General features: G+C 66.6%; 12 protein-coding genes. 3 read left to right on the forward strand and 9 right to left on the reverse strand.

Annotated features, from left to right (window positions below; all coding sequences use genetic code 11):
- Window positions 1-226 precede the first annotated feature (226 nt).
- The 3 genes from KF833_08245 to KF833_08255 all read left to right on the forward strand — a co-directional run bounded on the left by KF833_08245 (window position 227) and on the right by KF833_08255 (window position 4197).
- Window positions 227-1519, forward strand: coding sequence for an aromatic ring-hydroxylating dioxygenase subunit alpha (locus KF833_08245; protein MBX3745288.1), 1293 nt, complete (start codon window positions 227-229; stop codon window positions 1517-1519).
- 10 nt (window positions 1520-1529) lie between these two features.
- A complete protein-coding gene (locus KF833_08250; GenBank protein MBX3745289.1) occupies window positions 1530-2750 on the forward strand; it encodes an FAD-binding oxidoreductase in 1221 nt (406 codons plus the stop codon).
- Between the two features lie 64 nt (window positions 2751-2814).
- Entirely contained in the window at window positions 2815-4197 is a 1383-nt protein-coding gene (locus tag KF833_08255) for an MFS transporter (protein MBX3745290.1), read from the forward strand.
- A 398-nt stretch (window positions 4198-4595) separates the two neighbouring features.
- On the opposite strand, the gene KF833_08260 is transcribed toward KF833_08255, so the two are convergent.
- From KF833_08260 to KF833_08300, 9 genes are all read right to left on the reverse strand, one after another.
- The gene (locus KF833_08260) at window positions 4596-6119 is read right to left on the reverse strand and encodes a CRTAC1 family protein (protein ID MBX3745291.1); all 1524 of its coding nucleotides are present in this window, start codon (window positions 6117-6119) and stop codon (window positions 4596-4598) included.
- A 146-nt stretch (window positions 6120-6265) separates the two neighbouring features.
- A complete protein-coding gene (locus KF833_08265; protein ID MBX3745292.1) occupies window positions 6266-8506 on the reverse strand; it encodes an amidohydrolase family protein in 2241 nt (746 codons plus the stop codon).
- A complete protein-coding gene (locus KF833_08270) occupies window positions 8503-9438 on the reverse strand; it encodes an ABC transporter ATP-binding protein (GenBank protein ID MBX3745293.1) in 936 nt (311 codons plus the stop codon). The genes KF833_08265 and KF833_08270 overlap by 4 nt, the downstream gene beginning before the upstream one ends.
- A complete protein-coding gene (locus KF833_08275) occupies window positions 9435-10214 on the reverse strand; it encodes a CPBP family intramembrane metalloprotease (GenBank protein ID MBX3745294.1) in 780 nt (259 codons plus the stop codon). Before KF833_08275 ends, KF833_08270 begins: the two co-directional genes overlap by 4 nt.
- A complete protein-coding gene (locus KF833_08280) occupies window positions 10207-10863 on the reverse strand; it encodes a CPBP family intramembrane metalloprotease (protein MBX3745295.1) in 657 nt (218 codons plus the stop codon). The genes KF833_08275 and KF833_08280 overlap by 8 nt, the downstream gene beginning before the upstream one ends.
- Window positions 10838-12199 carry a YcaO-like family protein gene (locus KF833_08285; GenBank protein MBX3745296.1) on the reverse strand — a complete coding sequence of 454 codons (1362 nt, stop codon included), beginning with the start codon at window positions 12197-12199 and terminating at the stop codon, window positions 10838-10840. The genes KF833_08280 and KF833_08285 overlap by 26 nt, the downstream gene beginning before the upstream one ends.
- A gap of 20 nt (window positions 12200-12219) precedes the next feature.
- Entirely contained in the window at window positions 12220-13323 is a 1104-nt protein-coding gene (locus tag KF833_08290) for a hypothetical protein (protein ID MBX3745297.1), read from the reverse strand.
- 10 nt (window positions 13324-13333) lie between these two features.
- On the reverse strand, window positions 13334-14317 hold the full coding sequence (locus KF833_08295; GenBank protein MBX3745298.1) for a SagB/ThcOx family dehydrogenase: 984 nt from the start codon (window positions 14315-14317) through the stop codon (window positions 13334-13336).
- A 33-nt stretch (window positions 14318-14350) separates the two neighbouring features.
- A complete protein-coding gene (locus KF833_08300; GenBank protein ID MBX3745299.1) occupies window positions 14351-15508 on the reverse strand; it encodes a radical SAM protein in 1158 nt (385 codons plus the stop codon).
- Between the last annotated feature and the right edge of the window lies 1 nt (window position 15509).

The following is a 15509-nucleotide window of genomic DNA, read 5'->3' on the forward strand; positions in this document are numbered from 1 at the left end:
GCAACCGCTACGGTTCGATCCAGATCGGCCTTTCCATGGCGCCCATGCCTTCGCGGGCTGCGCGTCCTTCGTGGTTTCTTGCGCAGCGATTTGGGCCACACGTCCGGCCTTGCGTGCCCCGATCCGATTCCCCACCCTGCCGCCGCGCCCGAGCCAGGACCCTGTCAATTTGACAGTCAGCCGGCTGCCTCGGCGCCGGCGCCGCCAGGCCGCATGACGTTCCGCCATGAATGCCCAGTCACCGAAGGGTCCCCTCTCCCTCCCCGCCGGACGTCGGCCCGGCTGGACGCTCCCAGGATGTTACTTCGTCGATCCCGCGATCTACCGCCTTGACCTCGACCAGATCTGGCGCCCGGGCTGGCTGTTTGCCGGGCACGCCTGCGAGATTCGTGAACCCGGCGAGTACTTCGTCGTGGAGATCGATGCGGACTCGGTGATCGTGGTGCGCGGCGCCGGTGGGTCCGTCCACGCTCATCACAACCTCTGCCGGCACCGGGGTTCGCAGATCTGTGATGAACCCTCCGGGCGCGTCTCGAAATGGGTTTGTCCCTACCACCAGTGGACCTACGGCCTCGATGGCGCCCTCCTGGCGTGGCGCGGCATGCAGTCCGATCTGCGGAAGTCCGATTTCGGGCTCCATCCGGTGCGCGTCGAAGAGGTCGGGGGGTTGATCTTTATTTCGCTGGCGGACGATCCCTGGCCTTTCGCGTCCGCCCGCGAGGTGCTCGCCCCTCTGGTGGGGCCCCAGGGCTTCCGCAAGGCCCGGGTCGCGCACGTGGCCGATTACCGGGTGCAGGCCAACTGGAAGATTGTCTGGGAAAACAACCGCGAGTGTTACCACTGTAACGTCAACCACCCGCAGTACATCAAGGCCAACTACGACCATTTCAACGCCGACGACACCACCGCCCGCATTCGCGACCTCATGAACGACGCCGCAGCCCGGGTCGCCAGTCGATGGGAGGCCCAGGGCATCCCCACCCACGATCGGACCGGGATGACGCAGTTTCCCGACGCCGAACGGGGCATTTGGTACAGTTCGAACCGCACGCCGCTCGCCGATGGCTGGGTGAGCGAAAGCCTCGACGGCGCCCAGGTCGCACCGCTGATGGGCGATTACCGCGATCCCCGGGTCGGCACGCTGCGGATTCGTACCCTGCCCAACTTTTGGAACCATTCGAGCTGCGATCACGCTGTCAGCACCCGGTTGCTGCCCGCCGGCCCGGAACAGACTGCGATCCGCGTGTGGTGGCTGGTGGACGAGAACGCCGTCGAAGGCCGGGACTATGACCTGACCCGGTTGACACCCTTCTGGAAGCTCACATCAGAGCAGGACTGGACCCTCTGCGAGCGCCAACAACGCGGGGTCCGGTCCAGCGCCTATCAGCCGGGTCCTTACTCGACCTTCAAGGAGTACAACGTCGAGTCCTTCGTGAACTGGTACCTGAACCTGCTCGCCCGGCCCCGGCCGTCCACGGGGACGGGCGCAGGCATCTCCCCTTGCGCTCAGGTCTCTTGAACCTGCCGACATGAACACGCTTGCGGATGCCGAATGCGTCGTGGTGGGTGGCGGCGCCGTGGGCCTCGGCGCCGCTTATGCGCTGGCCCGGGCCGGGCTGCGCGACCTTCTCGTGCTCGAACGAGCCGGGGAGGTCGGCGCCACCACCACCTCCCAGGGGGCGGGTTTATGCGGCCAGGTGCGCGACACTCCCGAGCGAACCCTCCTGGCGATGCACTCGGTCCGCGTGTTTCGCGAACTGCAGGCCTCGTCGGTTCCCCCCGACTGGCACGAGGTTGGCTCAGTGCGCCTCGCCTTGAGCGACCGGCGGGCGGACGAGTTTCGGAAGCTTGCCGATTCGGCGACGGCAGCCGGGCTCGAGGTGCATCTCCTGGACGGTGCCGCCGCACGCCCATTGTGGCCCCTGATGGACTTCTCGACGGTGCGTTCGGTGCTGTGGTGTCCCAGCGACGGCTATATGACTCCCCGGTCCGTGGCGGAATCGTACGCGCACGCCTGCCGGGAGATGGGGGTTCGAATCCAGACGGGAACCCGCCTGGAATCCGTGGAGATCCGGCAGGGCCGGGTCACGGGCATCGCCACCGATCGTGGCCGGGTCCGCTGCCGGTGGGTGGTGAACGCTGCCGGCGCGCACGCCTACCATGTCGCCCGCCTCGCCGGGCTCGAACTTCCCATCGTACCCGTCCGGCACGAATACTACGTCACGGTGCCCATGGACGGCCTCTCGCCCGACCTGCCCTGTTTCCGCATCCCGGAACTCACCCTGTACGGACGCGTCCGTGAGGGCGGCCTGCTCCTGGGAGGATGGGAGCCGAAGGCGCTTCATACCGATCCGCGAACGTACGAACTCGCGGGCGCGCCGCCCGAGGTGGTCATCGACCGGCCCGTGCTCGACTCCTTCGAGTCGGCGTTCGCAGCCCTGCTCCCTGGGGCGCGTGGCGCGGAGCGGAGCTGGGTGGGCAAAGGCTGGCCGACGTTCACGCCCGACGGGAGGTTCATCCTGGGCGAAAGCTCGCGGGTAAGGGGCTTTGTCATGGCGGGCGGCTGCAATGCCCACGGCATCTCGGGCTCGGGCGGGATCGGAAAGCTGCTGGTCGAGTCACTGCTCGATCCCAACCCGGGTTCCTATGTCCGCAGTCTCTCGCCGGATCGCTTCGACGGCACAGGCTGGAACTGGGACGACGCAAGGCGCGACGCCCAGCGCGTGTACGAGACCTACTACGGCGTCTAGACCGCTGCTCCCTCCCCCTTCACAGCCCCTGTTCCCCATTCCCCATTTCCGATTCGCCATCCCCATGTCCCATCCGCCCTCCTTCCGCAAGGATCCGGTCTATGAACATTGGCGCTGGCGGATCTTCGCCATCACCTGGCTGGCCTACGCGGGATACTACCTGACCCGGAAATCCTTCTCGGTCGCCAAGATCGAGATGGGCAAGCCCGGGGAGCTTGGCCTTTCGCACACCGAGATGGCCTGGATCGATGGAGGGTTTCTGGTGGCGTATGCGTTGGGCCAGTTCGTGTGGGGCTTGAGCGGCGACCGGTTCGGCACGCGCCGTGTCATCCTCACCGGCATGATGGGGTCCGTGGTCGCCGCGGTGGCGATGGGTCTGGCCGTTCCGGAGTGGCTTCCGGTTCCGCTTCAAACCGCCGTCGCATCGGTGGCCGGCCCCTGGGGTGTCTCAGTCGTGGCCTTCCTGCTGGGCGGCCTCTTCTTCGCCCAGGGATTGTTCCAGGCCTCCGGCTGGGCGCCGCTGGCCAAGAACATGGCTCAGTTCTTTTCCCGCCTGGAACGCGGAACGGTGATCGGACTCTGGTGCACCAACTACGCGGCGGGCGGATTCATCGCGTCGATCTTTGCCGGTTACGTCGGCGAACGCTTCGGCTGGCGCGCCGCCTTCCTGGTTCCAGCCTTCGCCCTGGCCGGTGTCTGGCTGCTGTTCTGGCGCTTCCAACGGAACCGCCCCGAAGACGTCGGACTTCCGCCCATCGAGACCTATCACGGCGAACCTCCGGAGGTCCGGCCCGACGCGGAATCCGACTCGTCAACCGACGCTGGGGGCAGCCGATGGGCGGTGGCGATGGAAGTTCTCCGCACCCCGATGGTGCGGCTTCTATGCGTGATCTATTTCTGCCTGAAACCGACGCGCTACGCCATTTTGTTCTGGGGCCCCAAGTACATCCACGACCGCCTCGGCACCGGCATGATCCACTCGGGGTTCCTGAGCGCAATGTTCGAGGCCGCCGGTCCCCTGAGTGTCCTCCTCGCAGGGCTGTTCTCGGACAAACTCTTCGGATCGCGCCGGATGCCGGTCGCGGTGATCTGCCTGGGTCTGCTCGCGCTCTTGTTGTTCATGCTGGACCGTCTGCCGCCCAATGCGTGGATTCTTGGGGCGAGCCTCTTTCTCCTCGGCCTCCTCACCTACGCGCCCGACTCCCTGGTCAGCGGGACGGCCGCCCTCGACTTCGGCTCCAAGCGTGGGGCCTCAACGGCCTCGGGCATCATCAATGGCTGCGGTTCCATTGGCGCGATCGTGGGCGGCACGCTTCCCGGGTTCCTCCAGGAACAGGGCGGATGGCACGCCGTCTTCACCTTCCTGGGTGCCGCCGTGCTCCTCGCGGCGCTCCTGCTCCTTCCCCGCTGGAACACCCTCCCCAGCCCTGCTGCCAAGGCCACCTGAGCCGCATACAGCCAGTTCAACTGAATCGTGAACTCATCCCATCCCGGACGAACGCCGGAACTCCCGCCGCCTCCAGGCGCGACAGCAGCAAATGAGCCTCTTCAATCTTGCTGAATGTGCTGACGGTAACCATGCAGTTCACAATGCCGACGTTGCTATCAAGTCGCAGCCTCGGCTCGGGCTGCGCCTCCTTTGGATGACGCTGGGATCGTGCGCCGGGGGGAAAGGGATTGTCGAGTTCTCAGTTGCGGTACAGTGCATCCCGGAGTTGTCGGTAGAGGTGCGAACTCCGCCAAGCGGCGCTTCGGAGGGCCGAGTTCCACGAGGCCGCAACGGTGTGGAGCCTGTCCGAGGATTCTCATGGGTGCCGGGACGCGGCGGTCCCTTTTCATCGTCCCTTACAGCTGCTCCGGGTGGAGGACCACCACCTCGCGATCCAGGAACACGTTCGTCATCGTGGTGCGCACTCCACTCGGCCATCGGATCTCCAATTCGCCCGTCCCTCCGACCGACCCGCAGCCGAAGTGGACCCGCGGATCGCTGGCGGAATAATAGCTTCCCGAGGTCACGCTCCGCTTCGTTTGGGAACGGTTCCCCACGCTCAACCGGATGGTGGCTCCTTCGATGATCCCCCGTCCTGCGAGGCGAACCCGGAGCCACCGGTTTCGAGTCGGCGTCATGTTCCTCAGAAGCAGCGGCTCTCCTTCGATGTCCGAGACGAGCAGGTCCATCCGCCCGTCGTTGTCGATGTCCCCGACGCACAGCGCGCGCCCCGCGATGCCGCGCCGCCAGCCCTCACCGAAATGAGTGACCTCGATGAACCGGCCCTCGCCCGCATTGCGAAAGACCTGCAACGGCTGGCGCGACGACGTTGCCGGATCGAGTTCTTCGATGCGATGGAGCGGGTGCCCATTGGCCACCACCAACTCCGGCAGGCCGTCGTTGTCCAGGTCCACCCATTGCACGCCCCAACCGACCGTAGGTAGGGTTGCCGTGCCGAGACCCGAGGTGAAGGCTGCGTTCAAAAACCGGCCCGATCCCTCGTTGCGATACAGGCTCATCGGCTCGTCCCGGTAGTTGGTCACCACGAGATCCTCGAGCCCGTCGTCGTTGTAGTCTCCGAAGGCCGCTCCCATCCCCGACTGGACGCCGCCGTGGATTCCCAATGCGGTCCCCGAAGAAAGGCCCGCGCTCACGAAGCCGCGGCCACCCCGGTTGAGAAAGAGGTCGCACGGCATACGATCATTGGCGATGTAGAGGTCCGGGTACCCGTCGTCGTCGATGTCGCCGAAGGCCACACCCAATGCCTTCCCCTCCGCCTCACCCAAACTGAACTCCGCCGTTGCCTCGACGAACCGGCCCTCTCCGATCCCCCGATAGAACACCCCCCGCTGCGGCCCGAACTCATCCGGGCCGCACGCCGTCACGATGCCGTTCGGATAAGTGCACGCACCCGAGTGCCCCGCGAGATCCACGTACCTTCCCACGTACAGGTCCAATCGGCCGTCGAGGTCCACATCCGCGAAGGCCGCGCCCGTCTGCCAGGCCTCGGGCGGCACGTCCCCCAACCCGCTCTGCTCGGTGATGTCCTCGAACCGGCCACCCCCGCGGTTCCGGTACAGGGCCGCGCAACCGAAGCCCGCCAGGAACAGGTCCGGCCGCCCATCGTTGTCGACATCCCCAACCGCCACGCCTTGCCAGTAGCCCTCCTGCCGGAACCCGGTGTCCAACACCTCCTCGAATCGCCAGTTGCCGAGATTGCGAAACAACGCCACACGGTTCGGCCCCGCCAGGAGCACATCCAGCAACCCGTCGCCGTCCGCGTCGAACAGCGCCGCCGCATGACCGATGGTCTCCTTGATCCCGACATCCCGGCTCGTGTCGTACGCCAGCGGAAACCGAATGCCTGAGGTCGGTTGCATGTTCTCGAAGCGAATTCCCTCCGGCGCCCCCGCCTCCCTGACCGCCTCCGCTTCCGGTCCACTGCGGTCACAGGCCGCCAGACAGACCGCGACCCCAATGATACCCGGTCCGGCCCGCCGGACGCTCCGCCAGTACCCCGCCCCCTTCATCGCCGGTCAACCCCCGCCCGCGGCATCCAATCGCCGGGAGCCGATGTGAGAATGGTTTCGCGATCCAATCGTTCCCCGCGGAAATAAACCGCCCGGACCCGTCGCAAGGCGCGGATGTCCACCGAAGGATCGCCATCCAGAACGACCAGATCGGCGAACGCCCCCGGCGCAATTCGCCCCACGTCGGTGGACCCGAGACGCCGGGCCGCCGCTCCCGTTGCCGAGATCAATGCCTCCGCCGGTGTCATCCCCGCAGCATCGACCAGCAGCTCGAGTTCGCGCAGCAATCCGAGCCCATGAAACGCCCCCGGATTCCCCGCATCGCTGCCCGCCAAAATCGGAACGCCTCCCGCCACCGCCCGCCGGATCGCCTCCAACGTTCGTTCGTGCCGTCGTGTGTAATACGCGACCGCCTCCGCCGAGGCGCCCACGCGGGTCACCCACGAACCGGGCGAGGTCAGCGACACCACCACTCGAGGGTCCACCCACCGTCGCACGTCGGAGTCGGTGACCGCTTCGCCCCGAATCGCCCGTGCCAATCCCTCCGACGCCGCCAGGGTGGGCGTCAATGTCACCCCCCGCTCCGCCAATTCCGCGATCGTCTCCGCAGACAAATCGGGAGGCACGTGCTCGATCCCTCGAACCCCGAGGCGAATGGCGAGACGCGCGTGAAGGTCGCTGTCCACATGCGCGGTGGTCGCAAGGCTCATGGCGCGCGCCGCGTCCATCCCCGCCGCCGCCGCGCTCTCCGTCAGAACCGGCAGGGATTCCCCAATGCGACCGGCGTCGAGATAGAACTTGATGAGATCCACCCCGCCCGCTCCGAGTTCCCGGACCGCCGCGACGGCCCCCTCCGGGCTGTCGATCTGCCGCGTGATCCGGCCCGCCAGACCCGGCACCGCCGCGAAATACACCGACGGATGCCCCCGGGGCGCGGTGAGACCCGGACCCGAGAAGAAGGGGCGCGGCGCCCGCATGGTCCCTCGCCCGACCGCTTCGCGAAGGCTCCTCAAGTCGTCGGGATCGTCGGTCATCGAGACGAACGACGTGACGCCCCATGCCAGGTAAACCTGCAGGTCGCGCCGCAATCGCGCGGCGCTGAACTCCGCGGACGACGCCGCGCCACCCGCCGAGCCGCCGAGGTGGACATGCGAATCGATCAACCCCGGGACGATGAACGCCCCTCCCATGTCGGTCCCTCCCTCCGTCCCCACCCCTCCCGCCGCCACCTCGACGATGCGTCCCCCTTCGATCGTCACGCGCCCGCGCTCGATGCGTCCCCCGAGCCCATCCAGAATCGTCGCACCGAAGAGCACCGTGCGGTCGGACGACCCCGAATCCGGAACGCCCGCCGACGGCAAAGGCGCCTCGGACGGCAGCGGCTCGGTCGGCGGTGGCCGGCTCGATTCCAGCGCCTCGCCCCGCAACAAGGCCGCCCCGTACAGCGCGGCCAGGCACACCACCGCCACCGCGACACGCCGTCGCTCGATCGGACCCTCGCTCTCCCAGCGAAAAGCCGCCGCCGCCAGCGGCATCCCCACCAGGACCGTCAACACGAGCATCACCGTCGGAAACGCAGGCCACCCGAATCCCGCGCCACGCAACGCAACCGCCTGCAGGAGGTCCACCACGTACGTGGACGGCAGCGCCAACGCCAGCGTCCGAATCCAATCGGGCATGAGAAACAAGGGCATGGCGGCCCCGGACAGAAACATCATCGGGAAAAACACGAGATTCGAAATCATGGGCGCCGACTTCATGTCGCGCGCGCCCCCGCCAACCAGGAGGCCCAGCGGCAGCAACGCCAGCGCCGCCAGCGCCGACGCCGCCATCAATGCCGGAGAATCCCCCCAGAACGTCACGCCGAACAAGGCACGGGCCAACGCGAGTTGCAGAGCCACCGAGACCATCATGTTCGCCATCGCCGTCACGACGTGAGCGGTCACCACGGTGGACGAAGTCGCCGGGGTCGCCCGCAACCGGCGGTACATCCCGCGCTCCCGAAGACTCACCATGTGCAGCGCCAACCCGAACACCGACGCGCTCAGCAGGTTGATCGTCAGGATCCCCGGCACGATCCAGGTCACGCGCTCCGTCTCCCCGCCCCCGAACACATAGGACAACCCGATCAGGAACAGCAGCGGCAGGACGAGGTTCCAGAACAATGCCGGCTTGCTCCGCCACGACTGCACCAGAAACGCCCACGTCAGGGCGCCAACCCCTCGGAATCGCCTCATGACGTCGCCTCCCGGCCGGGGTGCGGCTCCCGCCCCATCACCTCGACGTAGAACGCCTCAAGACTGGGTCGCCGCAAGTCCAGCCCGACAAGCTTCACCCCGCCGCCCTCCACGATCCGTCCTATCGCCACCATCGCCGCATTCGGATCGGGAGTGACGTAACGCCGGTGGCTCCCCTCCATGCCCTGCGCCATCGCGCCGGCCCTTAGCAGCGGCCCGTCGTCAAACGCCCCCTCCACCGCGATCCGAAGCACGGGAAGCGTTCCCGTGCCGGACGCCAGTTCCGCGGGCGTTCCGTCCGCGACGATCTCACCCGCTCGCAGGAGAATCACCCGGTCGCACAACCGCTCCACCTCCTCCAGGTCGTGGCTGGCCAGCAACACCGTCCGACCCGCCGCGCGCAACGCCGCCAGATGGGTGTGAACCTCCCGGCGCGCCACCGGGTCGAGCCCGCTGGTCGGTTCGTCCAGGATGACGAGTTCCGGATCGTTCACCAACGCCAGCGCCACCGCCAAACGGCGCTGCTGTCCCATCGACAACCTTCCATTCGGAACATTCCCCACCCCCGCCAACCCAACCGTGTCCAGGAGTTCGCCCGGCGGCCTTGCCCGGGCATAGAAAGCGCCGAACAATCGAAGCGTCTCGCGCGGGGTCAGTTCGGGAGGCAGCACCGTCGATTGCAGTTGCACGCCGATGCGTTCGCGGAGTCGCGCCGCCTGACTTCCCGGATCCAGTCCCAAAACCGTCACCCGCCCCGCGCCTGCCGTGCGAAGTCCCTCGATGATCTCGACCAGCGTCGTCTTCCCGACGCCGTTCGGTCCCAGAATGCCCACGATCTGCCCGCTCCCGCCGATCGTCAGGCTGACGCGCTTCAGCACCTCCGTCGCGCCGTACGCCTTCGACAGGTTCTCAATCTCGACGATCGTCATCACATCGGTGCCTCCGGGATTCCGGCAGGGTCGCCCCCCGGGTTCCGTCGCCATCGCCCGAGAAAAAAGACGACGAACGACCCATGGCAGACCACCGCCGGAATCACGCTCCCGGTCAACATCACCAACACTCCCCCAACGAACGAGATGGCCACGCACCCGCCGCCGACCACCGTCGCCTGGAACCGCGTCCGCAATTGCAGGAGCTGTTGGCCACAGAACAAGGCCCCCACCACCGCGACCGCCGTCCACGGTCCAAGGCCGACACGGCTCGTCGCAATCTCGAGCAGGACTCCGCGAAAGACCCATTCCTCGACCATCCCGCTCACCGCCCCAAGAATCACCGCCACCCGGGGCGGCAAAACCTCCAATCCGCGGATCCACGGAATCTCGCGCAACTCCGCGAACCGTTCGGGTCCGCCCTGCCGGGTCATCGCGCAGGCGAGTTCGACGCCCAGGTTGGTCAGCGAGATCACGGCAACGAGACCGAGCAGTGTCGGGCCCCACGGATCCGACCGGGAGGCGATCAGCTCCGCCGGGCGTATCCCGTAAGCCCAACCGAACCCCGCGGCGATCAATAGGCCCGCGCCCAGATAGATCGAGGTCAGCAGCAGGGATCTCACCTCCGCGGGCCGACGCCGACTGTAACCCATCGCCGCAAACTGCACCGACCGGAACAGCCTCGACCGCTCGTCGGCGTACCACAACGTCCGACCCCATAGCCAGGAAGCGCCGGCCGCCATCGCCAGGAACACCGCGATGGAAACCGCGCTAGGCATGGCGACCTCCCGCGAGACGAAACAGCAGCACGTTCTGCAACCCGTGCGCGACAATCGCCGGCCACAGACTTCCGCCGGCCGCGAGGAACAGGAGGCCGTACACCGCGCCGCAAAGGCTCTTCGACACCACCGTCCATCCGCCAAACGCCAGGTGATTCAGCCCATATGCCACGGAACCCGCCGCAAGAGCCACCGGCATGGCCCACCCCAGTGAGGCCATCGCAACCCCCAGCCACACCTGCCGATAGAAAACCTCCTCCCCCACCACGATGGCCCCGACCAGCAGCCGGTCCGTCGGACGAAACCGTACCCGCCAGATGGGAGGCAGTTCGAATCGCGGGAACCGGCCCGTGGCCCGATAGGCGCGCAGACCGTGGATCCCCAGCTCCATCCCCAGCGCCACCGGCGCCGCAAGAACCGCCATGGCCAGCCATCCGGCGGACGCCGGAGCGAACGCGATGAGACCGGGACGCATCCACACGATCGCGAACGCCACCGCGACGTACGGCAGAAGCAGGACCCCGAGGTAGGCGGTGGTCACCGACCCCGGCCTTCCTCCGAAGGTGTGATGGAGCGAATGACCGAAGCCGGAAGGATACGCGGTGGCCGCCAGAATCAGGCAGTCAAGGAAGGGGGTGGGGAAACCCATTGCGAATCCCTCCATGCGCCCGAAGACGCGGGTGCTCGCCGTAGGGAACCCCCGGCACACACATCGTCACCAACTCCGGCACGAACACCCGCATCACCCTCCACCCGCGCCCAGCCGTCTCCGGGGGCGTGATGTCCAGGTACACCCCGTATTCGCTGTGTCGCGAGAGCTGCCGGATCAAACGGGCGGTGTCCGCCTTCGCATCCCCGCTGTCATGGGAGGGCAGCCCCGACAACACCGTGCGTTCCCCGATCAACCGGTCGATCGTCGCCCGCTTCTCCGCGGCCCGGTCGGGCGACGCGAAGAAGGCCACGTTGGCGTCCAGGTCGTCGAAGGCCTCCTCCGCCGACCGCGTCGCCATGTACTTGTCCGGAAGAAAGACCGGTCCGTAGATCCCGAGAAACGCGATGGCCACGGCCTCCATGAGGCTCCGGTAGTACGCGCGAACCGGGTCCAGATGCCCCTGGGCGCCGAGCACGATGTACGGGCGCTCGCCACGCCGGTTGATCAGTACGGATGCCAGGACATGGGCATCGACTCCTTCGAGAAGATTCAGCAGCAGCGGCACCACCTCGTAGCGGGAGTCGGCCTCGTGGAGCCTCGGAAGCAACCTCGCCACGGTGAGATCATCAACCGTGACTCGTGGGGCCTTCAAGGCCGCGTACCAGTGAATCATCAGGGCGTCGATCTCGATGAACTCCAGCAGGGCGCTCTGCAAGGCGCGCTCGACCGACCGATGCGCGGCCGTGCCGGTCGAGAACCCGGGGGAAAAGGCGACCTCGTTCCGCGCCCGGTTCAGGCGGTACCCGACGAACAGCATCTGCGCCGGTATCCAGATCTCCCGCGTCGGATCGAAGAGCGACGGGCACCGGATCCAGCCGACCACGTCGTCCCGTTCCAACCGCTTCATCCCCCGGTACTGGCTCCGGGCAAGCTTCTCGCAATCCGCCTCCGAAAACAGCCGAAGCCACTCGAACGGAACCGCGCCCCGCTCGCCCTCGATGTCGCTGTACGTGGCGTATTCGATGCGCCCGGCCAGGGTCACCTGGGACACCAACAGCGCGTATCGCTCGATCGCCTCGCCCGCCAGACGGACCAATGCCTCCTCGTGGAAGACCCCGTACCCGCTGAGGTGGTACTGCATCTCGAGCAGCGGATTCAGCAGCACCTTGTGGTAGGCCGGCATCTGCGCGACCACCGACTTGATGTCCAGGTCGTCCGCATACTTCACCGGACTCACCAGCAGGCTCCGCGTGATGCCGCCGTGCTCGGAACAGATCGGCTTGAGGATGTCCTCGAGCAGGTGCGCCGAAAACGGGTAGTAGGTCGGTTCCATGAGAAGCCCCCGGCCCCGGTTCAACCCTTCACCTCGACCCGCTTGAGCATCTCGTCCACCAACCGCTTCGACGAGGTGTACAACTCGTCCATGCGCGCCTTGGCGACAAAGCCGCAACCGGGACAGTACGGAACCCTCAGCAGATCCTGAACCTGGATCTCCAGGAGGGGCAGATAGGCGTTCACCACCCGGCCCGCCAACCGCGTCATCCCCACCGATGCGTAGAGCAATGCCTCCGACAACGCGGCGGCCGTCAGGAGATGCAACGACGGCGCCGACCGCGTCGCTCCCCTGCCGACGCCGCCCCCGTCCGCCGTGCCGCTCACGTACTTGTGGTACACCACGGTGTCCTGCTGCCTCGCCAGCAGGCGCTGCTCGTAACATTCGAAGCAGCCCGTCTGGGTCGGGTGCGCGGCCAGCAGACTCAGGAACGGGCCGTCCACCAAACCCAGCACCAGGGGCTTCTCCAGGTGAACCAGCACGCGGTTCAGATTCCGCAACATCGAGACGCACGGGTCGCCGAGGCAGCCCACCACCACCGCGTACGAACCGAAAAGGCGGGAGAACCGTTCCAGATCCCGCTCGTGCCCCACCGCGTCCACCCGCGTCGTCAGGTCCACCCGCGTCAACGCCTGGAGATCGTCGTCGGCCAGTACGTCCATGCGCATCGGTACCTGGCGCGCCAGCAATTGCGCCGCCTCCCGCGAAGACTCGCGATCGCTGAAGAACAGAATCGGCCGCGGCTCCCGAATGTAGTCCTCGAACCCCCCGAGACTGCCGCCCAGCAGCGCGTTCACGGTCCGCGCGACATCGCGCTGTCGCGGCCCGCACAGATACTGCTGGCTCGCCAGGCTGTCGAGGAGCTGGATGTAGCCGGTCAACTCCTCCGCGCCGGCGCCAACCTCCTCCCCAATCGCGTCCACATCGGCGTCCCGACCCTGCCTCAGCGTCTCGTAAACCGCCGTGAAGAAGCCCACCACCCGTTCGCTCTGGCCCGCCAATCGGACCACCGCCTCGTTGAAGTTCCATACCCCCTTCCGAAAGCGAATCTCGTCGCCGCCGCGAAAGACCCTTACGCCCTCGTTCAATGAATAGACTCGTGGAGATGATTCGCCGCCGCTCATGCGCTCCTTCCTATTTCCCGACCACCGTGAGATGAATCAGATGCCTCGACAAGCCATCCGCGTCGAAGAGGCGCTCGCACCGCCCCTTCGAAAAACTGCCGACGTCGCATGTGCCCATCCCCAATGCGGTGCCGGCGAGGTGGACATGGGCCGCCATCGCGCCCGCCTCGATGAACGCATAGGCGAGACCCGCATCCCCGTACTTCCGGGCGTTCTCGAACTGGTTGTACACATACCCGATCAGGAACGCCGCCCGGTCCGCTTCGATCTCTCCGAACTGGGCCAGCGAGGCCACCGGGGGCAACGCGTCCGGCGGCCCCGATCGCCGCAACGCATGATGGCGCGGCAGGTACCGGTACGCCCCCGCCGCTAATCCTTCCACCCGCAGCGCCACCACGAAAAAGTCCACCGGGTACAAGCCCCCGCCCGAGGCCGCCGTTCGCAGATCGATGCGGTCCGTCGGCCCCAGCGAGGCCGTCGCCGGGACGTTCGTGACCGACATCGAACCCGAGATGCCGCCTCCGTGATAGAGAATCGTCGATAACTCCTCCAGGGTGGCCGACTTCCCGGAATAACGCCGCACACTCCGCCGGCTGCGGATCACCGGACCCAGGGGAGCCCGCAGCGTATCGTACGGCGGCAACGCGATGTGCCCGCCGTCCTCTTCCTCCAGGTCCCGATGCGCCACCGCTGCCACCGCCACAGGCAGCCGGAAATTGTTGACCCCGATCGCCACACCGAAGTCCGCGTCGCTGCGCCTGAAATTCAGCAGGTACTCCTCCGCCACCAGCCGGTTGTGCGAGAGAATCAGCCCCCGGTACACGACCTCCGGTGACCTGGCCACCGTGGTGTCCGCATAGAGCGACATCGGCAGGTTGTTGCAGAAGGTGACCACACTCGAAACCAACGGCGTCTCCTTCGACATGAACTCGGCCGCCGTCATCGTGGTCTTCGGGACGTCGTCCGAACCTCGTTCCGCCTTCGATTCGCTCATACCCGTTTCCCGCTCGTCGCCATCGGTCCCGCCTCAATTGAATCGGAGCGCCGTCTCCTTCCAACGGTCGTACACCCGAAAATTCATGTTCCAAAACGGTGCGTGCCGCATGCAGGCGTGACTCGTGCTCGCCTCCATCGAGCTTCCGAGCTGGCACACCCACGCCCGAACCAACCGGTCGAACCCCGCGTGCTCGTACCGGTCGCGAAGGCGTTCGAGCAGAAACTTCGTGCAGACCGGCTGACCCGCCGCCATCGGAAGATCGAAGGACAGCTTCTCCGCCAGACACCCTCCGTAACACACCTCCCTGAACTCACACGTCGAACAGATCCCGTCCAGACGATTCCGCATCCCGGCGAACAATGCGTCCATCTGCCGGCCCAATCGTTCGAAACTCTCCGGACCATCGAACACCACCCGCGGCACGTCCGGATGCCCCGCAATCAGCGGGCACGGCACGATCTCCCGGTTCGGCCGGATCCCGAAAAAGCGCCGGCCCGCCATGCACCGCCGCGTGGTCAACGCCGGTATCGAGGCCGGAGCCGCCGCGGCCGCCGGGTCGGGCCAGTCCAATGCATCGGCATGGGTGAGGGCGAAGTCAATCAGACTGGCCAGCAGGTGCTCGTGCAGCTCGGAGGTGACCCGCGCCGCCTTCCCCTTGTTGACCCTCGAAACCGGCACGCAACGGACAAACGCCACCTTCTTCTCGACACACATCCGCAGGATGTCCGGCACCGCCTCCACATTCCCCTCGCTGACGGTCACGCCGACGCCGACATTGATCCCGTGGCGCACCAGGAGATCGATCTTCTCCATCGTCGTGTCGAACGTCCCCTCCCCCCTCAGCCGGTCGTGTGTTTCCCGATCCGGCCCATCGACACTGATGCGAACCCGCAGGCGCCAGAACGGCCTCAACCGCGCAATGCGGGTCTCGTCGAGCAGGCCGCCGTGCGAGAGAATCGTGATCCAGTAACCCAGGCGATGGGCAAAATCGAGCACCTCGAAGATGGGCTTGTAGAGGAATGGCTCGCCCCCGGTGATCGACACATAACGGTTATTCTCCTGGTACGCAGCCCGCAGGATCGAACACACGTCCTCGAAACCAATCCGGGGCGCCTCCGGCTCGTCCCAGTTGAAGCAATACCGGCACCTGAGGTTGCAGGCGTCGGTCAGGTACACGTCCAAGGCCATC

This window comes from Verrucomicrobiia bacterium (assembly GCA_019634625.1).
Lineage (GTDB): Bacteria > Verrucomicrobiota > Verrucomicrobiia > Limisphaerales > CAIMTB01 > CAIMTB01.